Source organism: Kitasatospora sp. NPDC007106 (assembly GCF_040634455.1).
Classification (GTDB): domain Bacteria; phylum Actinomycetota; class Actinomycetes; order Streptomycetales; family Streptomycetaceae; genus Kitasatospora; species Kitasatospora arboriphila.
The window spans coordinates 16,971-36,358 of record NZ_JBEYFP010000021.1 but is presented as its reverse complement, the minus strand read 5'-3'; the positions used below and the strand labels follow the sequence as shown (position 1 = coordinate 36,358).

20 protein-coding genes are annotated in these 19,388 nt (G+C 75.1%); 14 read left to right on the top strand and 6 right to left on the bottom strand.

What is annotated here, in order from left to right; translation table 11 throughout:
• The first annotated feature begins 274 nt into the window (after positions 1 to 274).
• The 3 genes from ABZ641_RS04650 (at position 275) to ABZ641_RS04640 (ending at position 2,787) form a co-directional block, all read left to right on the top strand.
• Positions 275 to 799: a SigE family RNA polymerase sigma factor gene (locus tag ABZ641_RS04650; RefSeq protein ID WP_344622880.1), complete on the top strand. Its 525-nt coding sequence runs from the start codon at positions 275 to 277 to the stop codon at positions 797 to 799.
• The gene (locus tag ABZ641_RS04645; protein WP_359979152.1) at positions 792 to 1,820 is read left to right on the top strand and encodes a hypothetical protein; all 1,029 of its coding nucleotides are present in this window, start codon (positions 792 to 794) and stop codon (positions 1,818 to 1,820) included. Before ABZ641_RS04650 ends, ABZ641_RS04645 begins: the two co-directional genes overlap by 8 nt.
• Positions 1,821 to 2,013: 193 nt before the next feature.
• Positions 2,014 to 2,787: an SURF1 family protein gene (locus ABZ641_RS04640; RefSeq protein ID WP_344622869.1), complete on the top strand. Its 774-nt coding sequence runs from the start codon at positions 2,014 to 2,016 to the stop codon at positions 2,785 to 2,787.
• Positions 2,788 to 2,811: 24 nt separating this feature from the next.
• Here ABZ641_RS04640 and ABZ641_RS04635 read toward each other — a convergent pair whose 3' ends face one another.
• The 3 genes from ABZ641_RS04635 to ABZ641_RS04625 all read right to left on the bottom strand — a co-directional run bounded on the left by ABZ641_RS04635 (position 2,812) and on the right by ABZ641_RS04625 (position 5,560).
• Positions 2,812 to 3,285, bottom strand: coding sequence for a hypothetical protein (locus ABZ641_RS04635; protein ID WP_344622868.1), 474 nt, complete (start codon positions 3,283 to 3,285; stop codon positions 2,812 to 2,814).
• Complete coding sequence (locus ABZ641_RS04630; protein ID WP_359979149.1) at positions 3,282 to 5,117, bottom strand: prolyl oligopeptidase family serine peptidase; 1,836 nt, start codon at positions 5,115 to 5,117, stop codon at positions 3,282 to 3,284. Before ABZ641_RS04630 ends, ABZ641_RS04635 begins: the two co-directional genes overlap by 4 nt.
• 80 nt (positions 5,118 to 5,197) lie before the next feature.
• The gene (locus ABZ641_RS04625) at positions 5,198 to 5,560 is read right to left on the bottom strand and encodes a nuclear transport factor 2 family protein (RefSeq protein ID WP_344622866.1); all 363 of its coding nucleotides are present in this window, start codon (positions 5,558 to 5,560) and stop codon (positions 5,198 to 5,200) included.
• 134 nt (positions 5,561 to 5,694) lie between these two features.
• Between ABZ641_RS04625 and ABZ641_RS04620 the strand changes: the two genes are divergently transcribed.
• From ABZ641_RS04620 to rsgA, 7 genes are all read left to right on the top strand, one after another.
• A complete protein-coding gene (locus ABZ641_RS04620) occupies positions 5,695 to 8,367 on the top strand; it encodes an AAA family ATPase (protein ID WP_359979147.1) in 2,673 nt (890 codons plus the stop codon).
• Between the two features lie 134 nt (positions 8,368 to 8,501).
• A complete protein-coding gene (locus tag ABZ641_RS04615; protein ID WP_359979145.1) occupies positions 8,502 to 9,047 on the top strand; it encodes a hypothetical protein in 546 nt (181 codons plus the stop codon).
• A 476-nt stretch (positions 9,048 to 9,523) separates the two neighbouring features.
• Positions 9,524 to 10,648, top strand: coding sequence for a hypothetical protein (locus ABZ641_RS04610; protein WP_359979142.1), 1,125 nt, complete (start codon positions 9,524 to 9,526; stop codon positions 10,646 to 10,648).
• On the top strand, positions 10,645 to 11,706 hold the full coding sequence (locus ABZ641_RS04605; protein WP_344622862.1) for a cupin domain-containing protein: 1,062 nt from the start codon (positions 10,645 to 10,647) through the stop codon (positions 11,704 to 11,706). Before ABZ641_RS04610 ends, ABZ641_RS04605 begins: the two co-directional genes overlap by 4 nt.
• A 4-nt stretch (positions 11,707 to 11,710) precedes the next feature.
• A complete protein-coding gene (locus ABZ641_RS04600; RefSeq protein ID WP_344622861.1) occupies positions 11,711 to 12,976 on the top strand; it encodes an MFS transporter in 1,266 nt (421 codons plus the stop codon).
• Positions 12,973 to 13,611: a 2OG-Fe(II) oxygenase gene (locus ABZ641_RS04595; protein WP_359979139.1), complete on the top strand. Its 639-nt coding sequence runs from the start codon at positions 12,973 to 12,975 to the stop codon at positions 13,609 to 13,611. Before ABZ641_RS04600 ends, ABZ641_RS04595 begins: the two co-directional genes overlap by 4 nt.
• Positions 13,612 to 13,640: 29 nt before the next feature.
• Positions 13,641 to 14,660: a ribosome small subunit-dependent GTPase A gene (rsgA, locus tag ABZ641_RS04590; protein ID WP_344622859.1), complete on the top strand. Its 1,020-nt coding sequence runs from the start codon at positions 13,641 to 13,643 to the stop codon at positions 14,658 to 14,660.
• 45 nt (positions 14,661 to 14,705) lie between these two features.
• Here rsgA and ABZ641_RS04585 read toward each other — a convergent pair whose 3' ends face one another.
• The 3 genes from ABZ641_RS04585 to ABZ641_RS04575 all read right to left on the bottom strand — a co-directional run bounded on the left by ABZ641_RS04585 (position 14,706) and on the right by ABZ641_RS04575 (position 16,372).
• Positions 14,706 to 15,062: a LysR family transcriptional regulator gene (locus ABZ641_RS04585; RefSeq protein WP_359979137.1), complete on the bottom strand. Its 357-nt coding sequence runs from the start codon at positions 15,060 to 15,062 to the stop codon at positions 14,706 to 14,708.
• A 5-nt stretch (positions 15,063 to 15,067) separates the two neighbouring features.
• Entirely contained in the window at positions 15,068 to 15,223 is a 156-nt protein-coding gene (locus tag ABZ641_RS04580; protein WP_344622857.1) for a hypothetical protein, read from the bottom strand.
• A 150-nt stretch (positions 15,224 to 15,373) separates the two neighbouring features.
• The gene (locus ABZ641_RS04575) at positions 15,374 to 16,372 is read right to left on the bottom strand and encodes a helix-turn-helix domain-containing protein (protein WP_359979134.1); all 999 of its coding nucleotides are present in this window, start codon (positions 16,370 to 16,372) and stop codon (positions 15,374 to 15,376) included.
• Between the two features lie 212 nt (positions 16,373 to 16,584).
• Here ABZ641_RS04575 and ABZ641_RS04570 point away from each other — a divergent pair, with 212 nt between their 5' ends.
• From ABZ641_RS04570 to ABZ641_RS04555, 4 genes are all read left to right on the top strand, one after another.
• Positions 16,585 to 16,947 carry a hypothetical protein gene (locus ABZ641_RS04570; RefSeq protein ID WP_359979132.1) on the top strand — a complete coding sequence of 121 codons (363 nt, stop codon included), beginning with the start codon at positions 16,585 to 16,587 and terminating at the stop codon, positions 16,945 to 16,947.
• Positions 16,948 to 17,060: 113 nt separating this feature from the next.
• Positions 17,061 to 17,198 (top strand): hypothetical protein, encoded by a 138-nt coding sequence (locus ABZ641_RS04565; protein WP_344622854.1) that lies wholly within the window; start codon positions 17,061 to 17,063, stop codon positions 17,196 to 17,198.
• A 305-nt stretch (positions 17,199 to 17,503) separates the two neighbouring features.
• Positions 17,504 to 17,671, top strand: coding sequence for a hypothetical protein (locus tag ABZ641_RS04560; protein ID WP_344622853.1), 168 nt, complete (start codon positions 17,504 to 17,506; stop codon positions 17,669 to 17,671).
• 712 nt (positions 17,672 to 18,383) lie between these two features.
• Positions 18,384 to 19,319, top strand: coding sequence for a hypothetical protein (locus tag ABZ641_RS04555; protein WP_359979128.1), 936 nt, complete (start codon positions 18,384 to 18,386; stop codon positions 19,317 to 19,319).
• The last annotated feature ends 69 nt before the right edge of the window (positions 19,320 to 19,388 follow it).

Below are 19,388 nucleotides of genomic sequence, written 5' to 3'. Positions count from 1 at the left end.
GGGCCGGGGCACCCAGGTGCCCCGGCCCGCCCGCCTGCGCGCGGCCGGACGGCGGCCCGCGATCGGGACGACCGTCACGGTTTCTCCCGATCCTTCCGAGACAATCCGTCAGAATCACCCGTTGTCCCGCTGGAGCGGGCTCCGGTCGGTACGGAAGAATGGCAGGCCGTCCGGGCAACCATGACGGGGGATCGAGTGTCCAACAGGCGTGTCGAACGTGATCGAAGCGGTGCCGGCGGTGTCGCTGCCGGTGCGCCGGTCGGCAGCTAGTCGGATGGGCTCGGCCGCGGCGGCGGACGCGACAGGGGCCAGCGTCGACCAGCTCACCGAGACGTACCAGGCCCACTACCGGTCCTTGCTGCGCCTCGCCGCGCTGCTGCTCGACGACCTCTCCTCGTGCGAGGACGTCGTCCAGGAGGCGTTCATCCGGGTCCACGCAGCCCGGCGGCGGGTGCGCGAACCGGAGAAGACCCTCGCCTACCTGCGGCAGACCGTCGTCAACCTGTCCCGCTCCACCCTGCGCCGGCGGATCCTCGGCCTGCGCCTGCTCCCCAAGCCCATGCCTGACATGGCCAGTGCAGAAGAAGGGGCCTACGATGCGCTGGAGCGCGATCAGCTGAGGACCGCGCTGCGGGGACTGCAGCGCCGTCAGCGGGAGGTGCTCGTGCTGCGCTACTACGCGGACCTGACGGAGGCCCAGGTCGCCGAAGTGCTCGGCGTCTCCGTCGGCTCGGTGAAGGCGTACGGCTCCCGCGGACTGGCCGCCCTGCGCATCCTGATGGAGGGCAGCCATGACTGACGATCAGCCCGGCGCCGCCCGCGCCGAGCACGAGCTGCGGACCCTCCTCCACCGGGCCGTGGCCACCGTCGAACCCGACCCGGCCGCCCTCGGCCGGATCCGGCACGCCGTGCCCCGCCGCCGCGCCCGCCGCCGCAACGCCTGGACGGGCGCGGTCGCCGCCACCCTGCTCGCCGCGGCCGTCGTCCCCGCCCTGCATGCCGTCCGGCCCTTCGACCTCTCCGGCGGCACCACCGCCGGCAGCACCGACGCGCACGGCGCCGACCGCACCCCGCGCGCCACCCGCGGCTCCACCGGCGGACCGCGCACCGCCCCGCTCCCCGCCCAGCCGGACGGCCGGCCCACCCCGTCCGCCGCCGCGAGCGGCAGCACCGCCGCCACCGACCCCGGCAGCACCGCCGCGAGCGCGCCCGCCGCCGTCCCCGCCTGCCTGCGCACCGATCTCGGCCGCGCCACCGCCCACCTGGAGCCGGTCGACAGCGCGGGCAGCACCTACGGCTACTTCACCGTCCGCAACACCTCGGCGCGCAGCTGCGGGGTGACCGGACCCGGCATCGTCGCCGCCACCGCCGGCGGCCCCGCCGACCAGACCCGGATCAAGGTCGTCGACCACATCGCGGGCGACGCCGCCACCGCCCTGCCCGCGCCCGCCGCCGTCGCCCTGCCGATCGTGCTCGGCCCCGGCGAGGGGTACCGGGTGCGGTTCGGCTGGGTGCCCGAGGGCACCTGCCCGAGCAGCGCCCCGCGGGTCGGTGCCGCCGCCCCCGAGGCCCCGGCCACCGCAGCGGCCAGCAGCGGCCCGGGCGCGCCCGCGGCCGCCACCGCGGAGCCCAGCCCCAGCCCGACGCCCACCGCGGACCCGCCGAGCGTCACCGTCGCCCACACCCCGGCCGGCGGCGACCCCACGGCGGCCAGCACCGTGATCACCGGGAGCTGCGGCGGCACCGTCTACCGCACCGCCCCCGAGGCCGTCCCGGCCGAGTCCCCCACGGCCGTCGCCACCCCGGGCCCGAGCCGGTAACCGTCCTCACGACGCCCGGCTGACGGGTCCGGGGGCGCGTGGGGGCACCTCCTGGCGCACCCGTGACCGTCGAGGCCACGCCCCGGCCCTCCCGCCCGGACCCCGCCGGGTGCGGACCTCGCCGGGCGGGCGGGCGGCGCGGCGGGCACCCCGGAGGCAGGGGCGGCCGTAGGAGGTGGTTACCGTGGTGGGTGTGTACCGGTTTCTCCTGACTCCGCGGTGGATCGCCGCCACCGCCGTCGGCGTGGTCGCCATCGTGGTCTGCCTGCTGCTCGGCACCTGGCAGCTCGGCCGCTTCGAGGCGCGGGTCGACACCCACCGGAACACCGCCGCGGCCGCCGCGGCCCAGGCGTCCGCCGCCCCGCTCGGCGAGGTGCTCACCGCGGGCAGCCCGCAGGTCAACACCGACACCGTCGGCCGGGCGGTCACCGTCACCGGCAGCTACGACACCGCCCACCAGCTCCTGGTGCCCGGCCGTACCCTCGACGGACGGCAGGGCTACTACGTGCTCACCCCGCTGCGCACCGCCGACGGGCGGGCCGCCGCGGTCGTCCGCGGCTGGGCGCCCGGCGACCCGGGCAGCGGCCCCGCCGTCCCGGCGGCCCCCGCCGGCGAGGTCACCGTCGCCGGACGGCTCCAGGCACCGGAGAACAGCGGCAGCGGCGGCGCCGTCGCGGGCGGACTGCCCGCCGGGCAGCTCGGCACCATCAGCCCGGCCACCCTGATCAACGTGCTGCCGTACCCCGTCTACGACGGCTGGGTCGCCGCGGACGGGGCGACCGGCCCGCTGACCGCGGTGCCCACCGTCGAGCCGCAGGGCGGCAACGGCCTCACCCTGCGCGCCTTCCAGAACCTCGGCTACACGCTGGAGTGGTTCGTCTTCGCCGGCTTCGTGGTCTTCATGTGGTTCCGCCTCGTGCGCCGCGAGGCCGAGGCCGCCCAGGACCGGGCCCTCGGGCTCGTCTGAGCCCGGCCCCGGCGGCCCGGGCGGTCAGCGCTTCGTCGGCAGCGGGGTCTTCGCCGTCGGCAGCGGCGAGCGCGGCGAGGGCAGCACGCCCCCGGCGGCCGTCCCCGGTGAGGCGCTCGGGAAGGACCACGACCCGCTCGGCGACGGGCTCGGCGAGGAACCGCAGGAGCCGTCGCCGCTCGACCCGGAGGTCGACCCCGAGGTGGTGCTGCTGTGGTGGTGGTGCACCGTGCGGCTGCTCTTCGACTTCTTCGCGCTGCGCCCCGTCTTGGCCAGCAGCTGCGCGGACAGGTCGCCGCCGAGCGCACCGCCCGCCGCGGTCCCGTCCGCGGCGGTGTCGTCCGGGGCGGTCCCGGCGACCGTGAACGCGTCCACCGACAGCGACGGCCGGCCCGCCGCGTCGTAGTCGCAGGGGTCGTCGCTCTCGTCCGAGCACGCGGTCGCCGTCAGCAGGACGGTCAGGGCCGCGGCGGTGGCCAGGGCGGTGCGTCTGCTCATCTGCCGTCTCCCCCGAGCGCGGGGCCGTCGAGGTGGCGCCGCGCGAAGTCGATCTCCAGCCTCAGCTGCCGGATGCGTTCCTCCACCACCAGCGAGCCGTGCCCGGCGTCGTAGCGGTAGACCTCGTGCACCTTACCCAGCTCGTCCAGCCGGCCGACGTAGTTCTCGATCTGCCGGATCGGGCACCGCGGGTCGTTCACCCCGGCGCTGATGTACACCGGGGCCTTCACCCGCTCCACGTAGGTGAGCGGCGAGGACGCCCGCCAGCGGTCCGGCACCTCCTCCGGGGTGCCGCCGAACAGCGTGCGGTCCAGCGACTTCAGCGCCTCCATCTCGTCGTCGTACGCGGTGAGGTAGTCCGCCACCGGGACGGCCGCCAGGCCCAGCGTCCAGTCGTCCGGCTGCACCCCCAGGCCCAGCAGGGTCAGGTAGCCGCCCCAGGAGCCGCCGGACAGCACCAGCCGGGCGGGGTCCGCCAGCCCGGACTCCACCGCCCACGCCCGGACGGCGCCGATGTCCTCCAGCTCGATCAGGCCGACCCGCTCGCGCAGCGCGTCCGTCCACGCCTGCCCGTAGCCGGTCGAGCCGCGGTAGTTGACCCGGACGACGGCGAAGCCGTGGTCCAGCCAGGCCGCCGGCCCGGCCGCGAAGGAGTCGCTGTCGTGGTGGGTCGGGCCGCCGTGCACCTCGAACACCGTCGGGAACGGGCCCTCGCCGGCCGGCCGTTGCACCAGCGCGTGCACCCGGCCGCCCGGGCCCTCCACCCAGACGTCCTCCACCGGCACCGACCCCGGCGGCACCGGCCCCGGCGCCCGCAGCACCACCGTGCCCGCCGTCGAGCGGACGGCCGAGGGCTCCGCCGCCGAGGACCACAGGAACTCCACCGTGCCGTCCGGCCGCGCCGTCGCCCCCGCCACCGTGCCCCGCGGCGTGTCCAGCCGGGTCAGCCGGCCGCTCGCCAGGTCGTACGAGAACAGCTCGCTGCGGGCCTCGTACTCGTGCTCGATCAGCAGGGCCCGCGCGCCCGGCCGCCACTGCGCCGACAGGTCGCCGGGGAACTCCCGGCCCTGCTCGTCGCGCAGGCCCAGCTCGGTCTCCGAACCGGTGGCGACGTCCCACAGCATCGGCTCCCAGCGGCCCCGCCGCTGGTGCGCGACCAGCAGCCGGGTGTCGCCGTCCGCCGGCGCGAAGCCGAGGCAGGCCACCCCGCGCGGCTCCTCGCGGCCGGTCACCTCGTCCAGCTCGGCGAGCGCCGCGCCGTCGGACAGCCGCAGCACCCGGATCGCCGAGTGCATCGCGTCACCGTGCTCGGTGTGGTCGACCGCCAGCAGCGAACCGTCGTACGAGAGGTCGCCGATGCCGCCGTACTCGGCGTGCCGGTACACCTCCTCCACCTCCGAGGCGCCGGGGCGGCGCAGGAACAGCGTGGTGCCCTCGTCGTCCGTCGAGGTGCCGACCACCACCGTGCCGTCCCGGCCCAGCGCCAGGCCGGCCGAGTACGCGGCGGGCACACCCGGCACCGCCTCCTCGTCCGGGCCGCCCGTGAACGGCTGGCGCCGCCACACCCCGAACTCGTCGCCGTCGGTGTCGTCGAACCACCACACCCACGCGCCGTCCGGACTGAGCTCGGCGTCCGTGGTGCCGTTCGGGCGGTCCGTCACCCGGCGGTGCACGTCCGCGGCCCGGTCCCAGGCGTACACCTCGTAGGTGCCGGTGGAGTTCGACACGTACAGCGCCCGCTCCGGGGCGTCGTCCGCCCAGTCCGGCAGCGACACCCGGGCCGCCCGGAACCGCTGCTCCCACGCCGGTGCGCTGCTCTTCTCCTCGCTCATCCCCCCATCCAACCCGATGCCCGGCGCGGAACGGAACGCGTCCGACCGCGCCGGGCACCGGGCCGCGGCGGCAGCCGCCCTCAGGCGCCCGGGACCCTGTCCAGGAACCCGGCCACCGAGGCGATCCGGCCCGCGCCGTCCAGGGCGAGCACGTCGAAGCCCTCCACCAGCGGCTCCGCGCCCGCCGGCCCCAGACCCCAGGTGAACCGGGCCACGTGGTGGTGCGCGTCGACCGGGCCCAGGGTGAACACGAACCCCGGGAACTGCCCCTGCACCGCCGCCACCGTCGCGTCCAGCCCGTCCCGCCCGGCCACGTCCACCAGCGGGTCGGTGTAGCTGCCGTCCTCCGCCCACAGGGTCTCGATCACGGCCCGGCGGGCCTCGCCGTCGGTCTCGTTCCAGACGGCGATGTACTGCTCCACGATCTGCTGAAGGTCGCTCACGGTGGTGTCCTCCCGATCCGTCGCGGGTCGTTCCCGCTGCTCACGAAGGTAGGCGGGATCCGTACCCGGCGAATCCGTCAGCCATAGGCAAGTACCGTGCCCCGCAACGGAATCGGCTGGGTAGGGTGACGGTCATGCTGTACGGCAGGGCGGGGGAGCAGGCACAGGTCCGGGCACTGCTGGACGCGGCACGCGGCGGCCGCAGCGGCGCACTCGTGCTGCGCGGCGAGGCCGGCATCGGCAAGACCGCCCTGCTCGACGCCGCCGCCCGGGACGCCGGGGACTTCCGGATCGTCCGCGCCGCCGGCATCGAGTACGAGGCCGAACTCCCCTTCGCCGGACTGCACCTGCTCCTCGCCCCCGCCCTCGACCGGCTGGACGCCCTGCCCGGACCGCTGCGCCGCGCCCTGCAGGGCGCCTTCGGGCTCGCCGACACCGGCCCCGGCGACCGCCTGCTGCTCGGCCTCGCCGCCCAGCACCTGCTCGCCGAACTCGCCGCCGAACAGCCGCTGCTGTGCCTGGTGGACGACGCCCAGTGGCTCGACTCCGCCTCCGCCGAGGCCCTGCTCGTCGCCGCCCGGCGACTCCGCGAGGAGGGCGTCGTGCTGCTGTTCGCCGCCCGCGACGGCGAGGGCGCCTTCCCCGCCGGCGGACTGCCGGAACTGCGGCCCGCCCCGCTCGGACCCGCCGACGCCGAACGGCTGCTGCCCGCCGCCCTCGACCCGGCCGTCCGCCGCCGGGTGCTCGCCGAGGCCCACGGCAACCCGCTCGCCCTCACCGAACTGCCCGCCGCCCTCGGCACCGACACGGCGGGCGGCCCGCTGCCGCTGCCCGGCCGGCTGCGGCTCGCCTTCCACGGACGGCTCACCCGGCTGCCCGCCGCCACCCAGACCCTGCTGCTGGTCGCCGCCACCGAGGAGACCGGCGACGCCGCCACCGTGCTCACCGCGGCCGCCGCCCTCGGCGCCGGCCCCGCCGACCTGCCGCCCGCCGAACAGGACGGCCTCGTCCGGGCCGACGACACCCGGATCGCCTTCCACCACCCGCTGCTGCGCAACGCCGTCCTCCAGCGCGCCCCGCTCGACCAGCGGATCGCCGTCCACCGGGCCCTCGCCGGCGCCCTCGACGGCGACCGCCGCACCTGGCACCTCGCGCTCGCCGCCACCGGCCCCGACGCCGCCCTCGCCGACGCCCTGGAGGAGGCCGCCCACCGCGCCGAGGCCCGCGGAGGACACGCCGGCGCCGCCGCCGCGTACGAGCGCGCCGCCCGGCTCACCGCCGACCACGACGGCCGCACCCGCCGCCTGGTGCTCGCCGCCGAGGCCGCCGCCGACGCCGGCGAGACCGACCGTGCCGAACAACTCGCCGTCCGCGCCCGCAGCCGCACCGCCGACCCCCTCGCGCTCGCCCTCATCGACCACCTGCGGGCCACCGCCGCCTTCCTGCGCGGCGACCACCCCGCGGCCTTCCGGCTGCTCCTCGACGCGGCGGCGGGCGACCTCGCCGCCCCGCACGCCGCCCGGATGCTCTTCCAGGCCTGCCACGCCGCCTGGTACCTCGGCGAGGCCGAACTCGCCGCCTTCGCCGACCGCCTGGCCGCCCTCGACCTGCCGCCCGAGGACCCGGCGGCGCCGATCGCCGACTACCTGCTGGCCGGCACCCTGCCGCTGCTCGGCCGCCCCGCCCAGGCCCCGCCCGACGCCGCCGTGGCCGTCGACCGGGCCCGCCGGGCCGGCGCCGACGTCGTCCGCGACTTCACCCAGCTGAGCGGCATCACCCTGGTGCTCGGCCGGGACGAGGAGACCCACCGCGTCACCGCCGACCTCATCGACGAGGCCCGCCGCGCGGGCGCCGTCGGCGCCCTGCCCGCGCTGTTGTTCTTCCACGCCGAGGCGCAGCTCTTCCACGGCCGCCACCGGGACGCCGAGATCACCGCCGACGAGGGCCTCACGCTCGCCCGCGACACCGGCCAGCACCAGTGGACCAGCCAGCTCGCCGCGCTGCTGGCCCTGCTCGCCGCGCTCGCCGGCGACGCCGGCCGGTGCACCGCCCGGGTGGCCGAGGCGCTGGAGGGCGGCGGCCCGGCCCGCCCCGCGGGCCGCGCCTGGACGCAGTGGGCGTTCGGTCTGCTCGACCTCGGCGAGGGCCGCGCCGCCGAGGCCCTGGACCGGCTCGCCGAACTCACCGGCGGCCCCCAGCGCCACCACGTCTCCGGCACCCGGGCCGTCCCCGACCTGGTCGAGGCCGCCGTCCGGCTCGGCCGGCCCGAGCGGGCCGAGGAGCCGTACCGGCGGTTCGCCCGCTGGGTGGAGGCCTGTGACCGCCCCTGGGCCCGCGCCCTGCTGCTGCGCTGCCAGGCCCTGCTCGGGCCCGAGGAACTCGCCGAATCCGCCTACCTGGCCGCGCTCGACCTGCACCGCACCGCCGAGCGGCCGTTCGAGCAGGCCCGCACCGCGCTGCTCTACGGAGAGTGGCTGCGCCGCGCCCGCCGCCGCACCGACGCCCGGCCGCAGCTGCGGGCCGCCCTGGAGGCGTTCGACCTGCTGGGCGCCCGGCCCTGGGCGGAGCGGGCCCGCACCGAACTCACCGCCACCGGTGTCGGTGCGCCCGCCGCGCCGGCCGCCGGGCCGCTCGCCGCCCTGACGCCGCAGGAGCTGCAGATCGTCCGGCTCGCCGCGCAGGGGCTGACCAACCGCGACATCGCCGCGCAGCTCTTCCTCAGCCCGCGGACGGTCGGCCACCACCTCTACAAGGCGTACCCGAAGCTGGGCGTCACCTCCCGTCAGGACCTCGCCGACCTGGTCTGACGCCCGGGACGGGCCTTCGCGCCGGTGCCCGGCCGGGCTGCGCCGACGCGCGCGGGGCGGCGCCCTGGCGCGCCGCAGAGGGCCTTTCGGGTTATCAATGAATCCGGATGAAACCGGACAAAAGGATCAGCGTCATGCCCGTCTCCAACCTCATCGTCGGTCCGCCGCCCCCACTGACCGTCACCGCCGACGGCTCCGCCCTGATCGCCGAGATCGAGGACTACCTCGCCTCGCTGCCGGCCTCCGCCCGCGTCCCCGTCCCGTACGTCTGCCCGCTCGGCCGGGTCCTCCAGCCGTGGAACGCCGACCAGCCGCTGCCCCGCCGCACCGTCCTCGACCGGCTCGCGCACCGCCAGGCGCGGCCCGTCCCCGTCTCCGTCGCCGGGCACCTGCAGCTGACCTCCCGCTACCTCACCGCCTACGGCTGGCTGCAGGGCGCCCTGTGGGACTCCCGCGGCCGGGTCTGCCTGCTCGGCGCCCAGGCCGCCGTCCTCGCGCACGGCTACGGCACCCCGCAGACCGTCCGCCGGGCCCGCACCCAGGTCATGGAGGTGCTGCACGCCAAGGGCATCCCCGTCAGCTCGCCGGACGTCTTCAACGACGCCCCCACCACCCGCGAGGCCGACGTCCACCGGGTGCTCGCCTCGGCCGCCGCCCGCGCCCACACCCTGGGGATCTGACCCGCCGCCACCCGCCCTGCACCCCCGCCCTGTGCCTCTCCCGCCACCCACCCTGTGCCCCCTCCCGCCACCCGCCCTGCACCCCTCCCGCCGTCCGGCCCGCTCGGGCCGGGCGGCGTTTTCATCGCGATACCTGATGGAATTTGAAGCGCCCCGGCGCCGCCTGGTTTTCTCTTCTCACCGGCCGGAAACACCGGCCGACAAGTGGAAGGGAAGTGACATGGAGAACGAGAAGAACCTCGTCCTGGAAATCCTCGAGGAGGACGACAAGGAGTTCGAGGCGGACTTCGGCCCGCGCCAGGACGTCGGTCACTGAGCCTTCATTTCTGCACGTGGGCCGGTCGCCGCAGCTTCGCGGCCGGCCGCGTGCGGCTTTGCAGCAGGGGGTGCTGACGATGAGCGTTGACATGCGGAAGTGGAATTCCTTCGCGACCGCGGAATCCCCGGGATTCACGCGGACGGTATTCCTCTCCGGCGTGGTGCAGGATCCGGAACACGTCCGCGGACTGATCGCCGACGCGCTCCGGACGGCCACCCGCGAAGCCCCGGGCGACCTGCGGATCCGTGCGTTCCGGCCCGGCGCCTTCGACTACCGGCTCACCAAGCGGTTCACGGCCTCGCCGCTCGGACCGGACGAGGCCGCGGGCGACTGGCTGGCCCGCGTCGCCGACGGCCCCGACGCCTGCATCGCGGTGAACGACATCTCGGCCTGGAGCCTCCCGCTGGGGGAGTGGGCCGAAGGACTCGTCCGCGAGCTGCTCGGCCACGGAGCCCGCGAACTCCCCTCCGGCGCCGACGTCTACACCTTCGTCGCCGACTCCGGCTGGACGCCCTTCGGCATCCACAAGGACACCGAGGCCTCGCTGATCCTGCACCTCGGCCCGGCACCCAAGGAGGTGTGGGTCTGGCCGGACGGAAGCTTCGACGACAGCGCCGTCACCCCCAGCCCCTCGTTCGGGCGGATCTGCTTCGACATCGAGGAGCACCTGGCCACCGCCGAGCGACACCTCCTGCAGCCCGGCGACTTCCTCTGCATCCCGCAGGACACCTACCACGTCTTCCGCAACCTCGGCCCGTCGGCCTTCGTCGGCCTGACGCCGTACCCGGCCCGCCCGCGACCGCTCGCCGCCGACGCCTTCCTGCGCGCGGCCCTGCCCGCGGCCGGCGAACCGCCCGCACCCACCGGCCGGGCCATCACCGGTTTGGTCCGCACCGCCGCCGAGCAGCCGGACTTCGCCGAACGGGTCGCCCACGAGATCGACCTCGCCCAGCTCAAGCGCCGCACCAACGGCTACCTCTCCACCCCGCACCGGGCCGCCCTGCCCGCCGCCGCACCCGACCCGGACGCGACACTGCGCTGGGCCAGGCCCGGTGCCGTCGCCGCCGCAGGCACCGCCGACGGCACCGTGCTCGTCGTCCGCGGCCGCACCCTGCACTTCGCGGACCGCCTCGACTTCGGCCCGCTGGAGCAGGCCACCGGCTCCCCCCTGCCGTTCACCCCCGCCGAGCTCGCCGACCTGCTGCCGGCCGGCCTCACCGGCCCGCAGCGCACCGAACTCGCCGCCGAGCTCCACCGCCGGGGAGCCGTGGTCACCGCATGAACAGCAGCTTCGACCCCTACGCCTACGTCCTGGCCGCCCTCGACGGCCTCGGGCCCGAACCGCTCACCGGCACCGTCGCCCGGCACGCCCCGGACGGCCACCGGGACGCCGCCGCCGCACTGCTCGGCGGCGTCTGGTCGGCGCTCGCCCGGCCCGGCGCCCTGGCCACCAACTTCCGCCTGGTCGAATCCGGACGCGAGATCGACCGCAGCCGCTGGATGCGCTCCCGCGTCGGCGACGGCGAGGTCCTGCACACCGAACTCGTCCCCGCCTACCTGCAGAGCGCCGTCGACCGCGGCGCCACCCTCGTGGTCAGCCACCTCGACGCCCTCGACGGCACCGTCATGATGCTGCGCGAGGCCGTCGAGTACCTGCTGACCGCCCGGGCCTGGGTGAACTGCTACATCACCGCCGGCACCGCGTCCGCCTTCGACGTGCACACCGACGACCACGACGCGCTCATCCTCCAACTCGCCGGCCGCAAGCGCTGGGAGGTCGACACCCGGATCGGCGCAGGCGCCGCGGACCTGGCCGCCGGCCACCTCGACACCGTGCTGGAACCGGGCACCTGCCTGTCCGTCCCCCGCGGCACCGCCCACCGGGTCACCGGCACCGGCGAACTGACCGTCCACCTGACGGTCGGGTACGAGCCGTTCGCCGACGCCGCCGCCGAGGCCCGCCGACTGTGCACCGCCGGCACCGGCCTGCCCGCCGCCGACCGGACCCGGCTCGCCGGCCGCCTCGCCCGCCGCACCGAGCGCCGGCACGGCGTCTCCCTGCCCGGCGCGCTCACCGGCGAACTCCGCGACGACGCCAGGATCCGCTGGGCCAGCCGGTTCCCGCCCACCGTCGAACACGCCCGCGACGGGCTGGTGATCACCACCATGGACCGGCGGTTCAGACTGGACGGCCGACTCGCCCGCACCGTCGGCCTGCTCACCGCGGGAGCCCCGCTGAGCTGGTCCCAACTGTGCGAGCGCAGCGACCTCCCGGCGGCGGACGTCCGCAGCCTGGTCGGCTTCGGCATCCGCCACGACTTCCTGATCTGCGAAGGATGACCCCGTGCCCCTCTCCCGCCTCAAGTCCGGGACGGCCGTCCTGAAGGACGCCCGGTTCCGGACGTTCTTCATCGGCAACACCGTCTCCAAACTCGGCGACGCCCCCGTCCCGGTCGCCTTCTCGCTCGCCGCGTACCAGGTCTCCGACTCCGCGGCCGGCATCACCTCGGTGCTGCTCAGCCTCTGGGTCGCCCGGTTCCTCATGGTCGCCCCCGGCGGCCGGTGGGCCGACCAGCACAACCGCGTCACGATGATGATGACCGCGGACGTGCTGCGCATCGGAGCCCAGGCCGGCCTCGCCCTGCTCGTCCTCGGCCCGATCCAGCTGCAGAGCTGGCACCTGTGCGTCTCGGCCGCCGTCTACGGCATCGGCACCGGCCTCTACAACCCCGCCCAGCTCGGCCTCACCCCCGAACTCGTCCCCGAGGAACGGCTGCAGGAGGCCAACGGCCTGCTCTCCGTCGTCGCCGACCTCGGCTTCCTGCTCGGCCCGGCCCTGGCCGGCGTGCTCATGGGCACCGTCGGCTTCTCCTGGGTGCTCTGGCTGGACTGCGCCTCCTTCGCCGTCAACCTCGCGCTGCTGCTGCGGCTGCGCCGCATCTGGACCCCGACCCGGCACACCGCCGCCCCGGCCGCCGACGGGCCCGCGACGGCCGAACAGCCCGCGGACGACGACCGCTTCGTCGCCGGCTTCGCCGTGATGGCCCGCTACCCGTGGTTCGGCGCGGGCATGGCCCTGTGGTTCGTCGTCTCCCTGGGCATCGGCCTGGTCGCCGTCGCCGGACCCGTCATCGCCGTGGACTCGCTCGGCGGCACCGGCGCCTGGTCCGTGCTCGCCACCTGCCTCGCCGTGGGATCCCTGCTCGGCTCGCTCGCCGTCGTCGCCGCCACCCGCCGCTACGCCTGGCGCACCGCCGCAGCCGCCGTCGCCCTCGGCGCCGTCCTCCAGTTCGTCGCCCTGGCGCTGCACGACCGGATGCCGCTGGCCCTGGTCGGCGCGGCCTTCGCGCTCACCGCCCTCACCACCGCCGCCTGCGGCGTCATCTGGGACAGCGCCTACCAGAGCGAGATCCCGGAGCGGTACGTCTCCCGGCTCGCCTCGGTGGACAACTTCGTCAACTCGGCCGGCACCCCCGTCGGCATGCTGCTCGGCGGCCTGCTCGCCGCGCACTACGACACCCTGTTCCTCGGCCTCGCCGTCGCGACCGCGCTGCTCTGCATCCCGGCCGCCGGTCTCGCGGCCCCGGCCCGGAAGGCGGTCCGCCCGTGACCGGGCACACCCACTCCCGCGGCGGCCGCTACCTGGTGGTCGACGACCTGCTCGCCGAGGCGGAGTTCACCGCCCTCGCCGAGGAGTTCGCCCGGATCCCGCTGAAGCCCGCGCTCAGCACCATCGACCCGTTCCTCGACGGCTTCGGCTACCACGGCACCGGCGCCAAGCATCCGCTCACCGCCCTGCCCGACACCGCCCCGGCCTGGCAGCGGACCGTCGCCGAGCGGATCACCGCCGCCGTGGACGTCCTCGACCGGGACGGCGCCGAACACCTCGACATCACCTTCACCCCGTGGGCCTACCCGGACGGCTCCCGGCTCAGCTGGCACAACGACGCCGGCGAGCGCCGGGTCGGCGCCTTCGTCCTCTTCGCCCACCGCGCCTGGAGCGCGAGCTGGGGCGGCGGACTGGCCCTGGTCGACGCGCCGTCCGGCCCGGACACCGCGGACGGCGACGGCCTGATGGACTCCGCCGTCCACCCGACGCTGATCCTGCCCCGCCCCAACCGGCTGGTCGTCTTCCGCTCGGAGACCATGCACTCCGTCCAGCGGGTCGACCGGGCCGCGGGCGACCGCCTGCGCCGCACCTGGACGGGCTTCCTCTCCGTCCGGCACGACGCCGCCACCGCCTGACCCGCCACCACCACACCTGGAGACCACACGTGTTCGACGAGCGCGCCGAACTGCGCCGGATCGGCTGGACGTCCGAGGACGAGCAGCACTGGTCCTGGAACGCGCCGCCTGCCCGGGTCGTGATCAACCACGGCTCGGTCTGCGAGGTGCTCGACCCGGCCGCCGGCGACGAGCCGCGCACGGTCAGCGTCGCGGGCACCCTCGACCGGACCCCGGTCGCCGGCGACTGGGTCCTCGTCGACGACGGCCGGATCCGCGAGGTCGCCCACCGCCGCACCGCACTCTCCCGGCCCGGCGCCGCCGGCCACGCCCCCCAGGTGATGGGCGCCAACATCGACACCGTCCTGCTGGTCGTCCCGCTGGAGGGCGGCCTCAACACCGGGATGGTCGAACGGCTGTCGGTCATGGGCTGGGACAGCGGCGCACAGCCCGTCCTCGTCCTCTCCAAGAGCGACACCACCGACGACGGCGGAGCCGCCCGTGCCGCGGAGGCCGAACAGCTCAGCCCCGGCGTCCCGGTGGTGCCGATCAGCACCCGCACCGGCGACGGACTGGAGCAACTGCGCGCCCACCTCGGCACCGGCACCACCACGGTGATGCTCGGCCCCTCGGGCGCCGGCAAGACCTCGCTGCTCAACGAACTGGAGGGCACCCACGAACCGGTGGCCGCCCTCGGCCGCGTCGGCGGACGCCACACCACGACCACCCGCCGACTGCACCGGCTGGCCGCCGGCGGCGTACTGCTCGACATCCCCGGCATCCGCTCACTGGAGCTCTCGGCCAGCCAGGAGGCCGTCGAGGACGTCTTCGCCGACGTCGCCCGGTTCGCCGCCGAGTGCCGCTACGGCGACTGCCGACACAGCGGGGACGGCGGCTGCGCGGTCGAGGAGGCGGTCGCCGACGGGCGGCTGCCCGCGGCCCGGCTGTCCGGCTGGCGCAAGCTGCAGGGCGAGATCGACTACCGGCGCCGGCGCAACGACCCGGCGGCCATGGCCGAGGTGCGCCAGCAGTGGAAGGCCGTCAGCAAGCAGGCCCGGCGCAACCGGTAGCGCTTCGGCCGGCCGGGCCGGTGCGGGCGGGCTTCGGACCGCGGGTCAGACCGCGGTCAGCTCGCGGGCGGGCGCCAGCGCGGCGCGGTCGCGGGCCGGCGACCCGGCCTTGCGGTACGGGCGGGCGCTGCGCCGCAGCTCCTGCACCCGGCGGACCTCCTGGCTGGTCAGCTCGACGCTGCGCAGGATCTCCTCGGTACGGGTCAGCAGCAGCTCGCCGGCCTCGGTCAGCTCGATCGGACAGCGGCCCCGGCGGTGGAAGAGGACCACGCCCAGGGCGCGCTCCAGGCTCTTGATCTGGCCGGTGACCGTGGACTGGGCACAGTGCAGGTTCCGTGCGGCGAGGGTGAAGCTGGAGGCGCGGGCCACCTCCCGGAACGCCCGCAGGTGCTGGAGCTCCATCCCGCTCACTCCCAGCCGGTGGTCGGGTCGCCCTGGACGGCGACCGCGGGCCGGGCCCCGGCCACCGAGGCGGCCGGCACGGCCGTGGCGGCCTGCAGCACCGCCGCGGGCGCGGCGGCGAGCACGACGAGCGTCGCGATCCTGGCGAGCATGCGGGACATGGGTGCTCCTGTTCGACGGGCCGGGCCTGGCGGTGTCCGGCGGTCTCCAGCATCACCGGGCGCCGGACGGGAAGTCAGCAGTCCGAGCTGTCCTGATCATGCGATGGCATAGAGCGTCCACCCACGGCCCGTCGGGAGCGGGGCCCGCCGTCACTCCTCGCCGGTGATCCAGCCCCGGGCGACCGCCCGCGCGCCGGCCTGGAACCGGCTGCGGGCGCCGAGCGCGTCCATCAGATCGGCGGCGATCCGGCGGGCCGTCCGGGTGGAGACGCCGAGCCGCTTGGCGATGGCCTCGTCGGTGTGGCCCTGGCCGAGCATCCGCAGCATCGCCGCCTCCTGGGCGTCGAGCCCGCGGTCGTCGCGCGGCCGCGCCCCGGCCCCGCCGAACGGGGTCGCGCCGTCCCACACCGACTCGAAGAGCGCGCAGAGGGCGGCCAGGGTGCCGTGACCGGTCAGTTCGACCGCCCCGTGCGCGGTGTTCTCGCCGTGCACGGGGATGATCGCGGCCCGCCGGTCGACGATCATCATCCGGACCGGCAGCGACGGCACCGTCCGCACCTGGGCACCCAGGTCCGCGAGCCACCGCGCGTAGGCGACCGTCGGCGGGTGGTTGCGGACGCTGTCCAGGTAGAGGGTCCGCATCTGGACGCCGCGCTCCAGCAGCATGCGGTCCTGCGGCTTGGCGGCCTCCATGTTGGCGGCGCTCTGCCCGCCGCCGGGTGCGAAGGTCAGCACCTCCTCCTGCACCTGGTGGCAGAGCGCGTTGATCCGGTCCCGGATCTCCTCGATGCCGGTGAGCTGGGTGACGCCCTGACCGGTGTCGGGCGCCAGCGCCGCGAAGTCCGCGATCAGCTGGGCGGCGGCGAGCCGGGCCTGTTCCGTCCGCTGCTGTTCCAGGGCCAGCCGGGCCTGCTGCCGCGCCACCAGCACCTGCATGCCGACGTCCGGGGAGACCGCCCGGAACCTCGGCGGCTCCTCGGCGAGACGCCGGACGAGGGCGAGCTCGTGCAGCCGGTCCAGCACCCCGCGGACCTCTTCGTGGGGCATGCCGAGCCGACCGGACAGCTGCGCCAGATCGTCCTGGGGAAAGGCCAGCATGGCTCGGTAAACGCTTTCCGCCGTTTCGTCCAAGCCGAATTCGTGCAGCATTTTCCCCCCGGAGACCCGCGTGAATCGGTGCATACGCGCGGGTACGGATTGTAGGTGATCAGTCAGAAGCCGCCAAGATCCGTCATCCCCGGAAGTCGGGCCGGCCCGGACCCCGGGAGCGTTCCGTGACGGACCGTCCGGTTCCTGCCGTGGCATAAAGCGTCCGTCCGTACGCCTTGTAGCGGGCCGTCGTCGAACAGCACAGTCGTCCCATGTATTTGATCCACGTCCGACTGGCGGCGCCCGACGGCGCCGCACCCCCGGACGACCTGCGGGACCTGCTGCTCGACCGCCTCCGCCCCGGCGGCCCGATCGACCACGTGAGCATCTCCCGGGACGGGACCGTCCCGCCGACCGTCGGCATGTTCGTCACCGCGCCCTCCCTCGTCGAGTCCGAGCGCATCGCCCGCGCCGCCGCCGTCCGGGCGATCGCCGCCGAGCCGAGGCTCCGCCCGCTCACCGTCGCCCACTGCGGGGCCGCGCTCGTCGGAGCCCACTTCGAGCAGCTGCTCGCCGGGCCGTCCGGAGGTGGACGGTCCCTGCCACGACAGGATCAGGACAGCTCCGGAAGCTGACACGGCGCCCGTCCGCGAACGAAGCTTGATCACGGCCGGTCCGCCCCGGCCCCGCAGGGCGGCCCGGTCCGCCCCGATCACCCGACCAGCCCGACCACCACCGGAGTCACACCGTGCACCGCACCGTCGCCACCCTCGCCGCCCTTCTGGCCCTCGTCGCCCTCCCCGCCCTCGCGGCGCAGAGTGCGGCGCCGGGCGGGCACCCCGTGGTCCGTGCCGCCGCGGCCGGCGACACCACCGGCTGGGAGTGACCGAAAGCCGTCCGCAATCGGGGACCGGCCGTCGTCGCCGCAATCCGGTGAATGGGCGCGGCACCGGACGTACCCGATGTGCCCGCTGCCGCCGGGCCGCCCGTACCCGACTTCCCGCGCGTTCTTCCGGAGCCGGCGCGGTACGCGACCGGGCAGCGGCGGAATCCACCGGCCGGGAATCCCCGAGCCCCGGGCCGCCTTCCTGCCGCAGCGCCGCGAACCCCGTTTCGCGGCAACCGTTCACTTTGTCCGCAGACCGCCCAGGACCCATTCCGCGCACCACCGCACCGAGAGGCAGAGACAGGATGACCTTCGCCCCCAAGCACCGCAACGACCCCACCGCGCAGGGCACCGCCACCGCCCCCGAGTCGCACCGCCTGACCGGACGCCAACTCGCCCGCGAACCGCACGGCCTGATCTCCCACTGGTACCCGCACGAGCAGCTCGCCCAGCAGATGGACGTCTACGCCTGAAGCGCGCCCGCCCGGCCCTCCAGCGGCCCACTGAGGCCCCGGCGAGTGGGCCCGGTGCCGACCCGAGCACTGCACCCCCTCGCCGGCCCGGCCGGGCGGTACGCGACGCACGCGGGGCCCTGCGCGACATCCGGGCCACTCACTCCCGCACGGGACTCCTCGGGCCGCGGGGCACGCACCGCCCCCACGAACCCGCCATGCTCGTCGAGGGTGACGAAGCCACAGCAGGGGCAGCGGTACGGGGCCGCACCTGAGGCTCTGTCACTCGGGCGGGCGCACAACAACGACAGGGGCCCTGCCGGATTTCTCCGGCAGGGCCCCTGCACTGGGTCGGGGTGGCGGGATTTGAACCCACGGCCTCTTCGTCCCGATGAGGTCCGGGATGGTAGCCGACCTGTGCCGACCGCCATTCTCGCTGGTCAAATCGTTGGCCTGCGGTGGGCTTAGTGCTGTTGATGCGTCCTCGATGCCGAGATCTTCTCCCAGGATTCTCCCGGTACTCCTCCGCGGTTCGTCCGCGGCGGGATCACCCTCTTCGCACCGGGGGGCGCTACCACCGCGATACCTCCGCACACCACGATGGCGTCCAGGGCGAGAGCTCACCCGGCTGCCCACTGCAAGCGGACCGGAAGAGGACGCAGGACGAGATGCGGAAGATGTGCAAGTACCTGGCCATGAGTGCAACGGTGACCGCGATCGGGGCCGTCGGCGTATGAGTTCCGCCGCGCGTCAGCGATTGACCGGCAGAGGTGTGCGGGTAGGGCTGGCCGGGCTCATGTGCTTTGCCCTGGCCGGTTGTTCGTCATCCGGTCAGCCGGCCGCAGAGGCGAGGCCGACCACGCAGTCTCCGTCCGCACTGCCGGCCGGTGCCGATCTGCATCTTCCGATCGAGCCGTATCTCTTCTCCGAGGCGGAGACAGCGAAGCTGACCAGGGCGGGAGCCGTGCTGCGCAAGGCGTGCATGCAGCGGTTCGGTCTCGACTACGCCATCAGTCCCGCCGACCCGCCGACCGGACCGCGCACGTTCATGGACCGCCGGTACGGCCTGACGGACCCGGCCGAGGCGGCGGCAAACGGCTACCACCTCGGCGACCGCGACCCGCGCACCCACCCGGTCCGCCCGCCGCAGTTCTCCGCCGAGCAGCAGCAGGTGCTCACCGGGCACCTCCCGGGGAAGACCGGTGCGGACGAAACGAACCTCCAGGTCAACGGCGTACCGGTACCACCGGGCGGGTGCTACGACGAGGCGAAGCGCGGCCTGGCCGGTTCGGGGGACCTGGGCCCGAGCAGCGTGGCTCAGCAGGCCAACTTCCAGACTTTCAAGGCCAGCATGTCGGTGGCGCAGGTCACGCAGGCATTCGAGGCGTGGTCCGGCTGCATGAGGAACAGGGGTTACTCCTACCCCAATCCGATGGATGCCATCGGCGACCGGCGCTTCCTGGGGGACTCACCCACGCCGCTGGAGCTCCAGGTGGCGGCGGCTGACGTGATCTGCAAGCAGCAAGTGCATCTGATCGACACCTGGTTCGCGGTCGAGGCTTCCTTGCAGAAGGAATCGATAGCACGGCAACAAGCCGAATTCACGGCGGTGCTCGCGGCGAAGACCGAGGAACTCGCCAAGGCCGACGCCGTGCTGCGCGACCAGTGAAGTAGTGGGCTGACACTTTTTCACGTCCGGGCGCGCCCGCCCTTCCCCAGGCACGCCGAGGGGATTGCA

Coding starts and splice junctions, on each gene's coding strand:
- ABZ641_RS04570 (WP_359979132.1), top strand. CDS start 16,585: ATGTATTTGATCCACGTCCGACTGGCGGCGCCCGACGGCGCCGCACCC.
- ABZ641_RS04585 (WP_359979137.1), bottom strand. CDS start 15,062: ATGGAGCTCCAGCACCTGCGGGCGTTCCGGGAGGTGGCCCGCGCCTCC.
- ABZ641_RS04620 (WP_359979147.1), top strand. CDS start 5,695: ATGCTGTACGGCAGGGCGGGGGAGCAGGCACAGGTCCGGGCACTGCTG.
- ABZ641_RS04615 (WP_359979145.1), top strand. CDS start 8,502: ATGCCCGTCTCCAACCTCATCGTCGGTCCGCCGCCCCCACTGACCGTC.
- ABZ641_RS04650 (WP_344622880.1), top strand. CDS start 275: ATGGGCTCGGCCGCGGCGGCGGACGCGACAGGGGCCAGCGTCGACCAG.
- ABZ641_RS04580 (WP_344622857.1), bottom strand. CDS start 15,223: ATGTCCCGCATGCTCGCCAGGATCGCGACGCTCGTCGTGCTCGCCGCC.
- ABZ641_RS04555 (WP_359979128.1), top strand. CDS start 18,384: ATGAGTTCCGCCGCGCGTCAGCGATTGACCGGCAGAGGTGTGCGGGTA.
- ABZ641_RS04575 (WP_359979134.1), bottom strand. CDS start 16,372: ATGCTGCACGAATTCGGCTTGGACGAAACGGCGGAAAGCGTTTACCGA.
- ABZ641_RS04645 (WP_359979152.1), top strand. CDS start 792: ATGACTGACGATCAGCCCGGCGCCGCCCGCGCCGAGCACGAGCTGCGG.
- ABZ641_RS04635 (WP_344622868.1), bottom strand. CDS start 3,285: ATGAGCAGACGCACCGCCCTGGCCACCGCCGCGGCCCTGACCGTCCTG.
- ABZ641_RS04630 (WP_359979149.1), bottom strand. CDS start 5,117: ATGAGCGAGGAGAAGAGCAGCGCACCGGCGTGGGAGCAGCGGTTCCGG.
- ABZ641_RS04560 (WP_344622853.1), top strand. CDS start 17,504: ATGACCTTCGCCCCCAAGCACCGCAACGACCCCACCGCGCAGGGCACC.
- ABZ641_RS04605 (WP_344622862.1), top strand. CDS start 10,645: ATGAACAGCAGCTTCGACCCCTACGCCTACGTCCTGGCCGCCCTCGAC.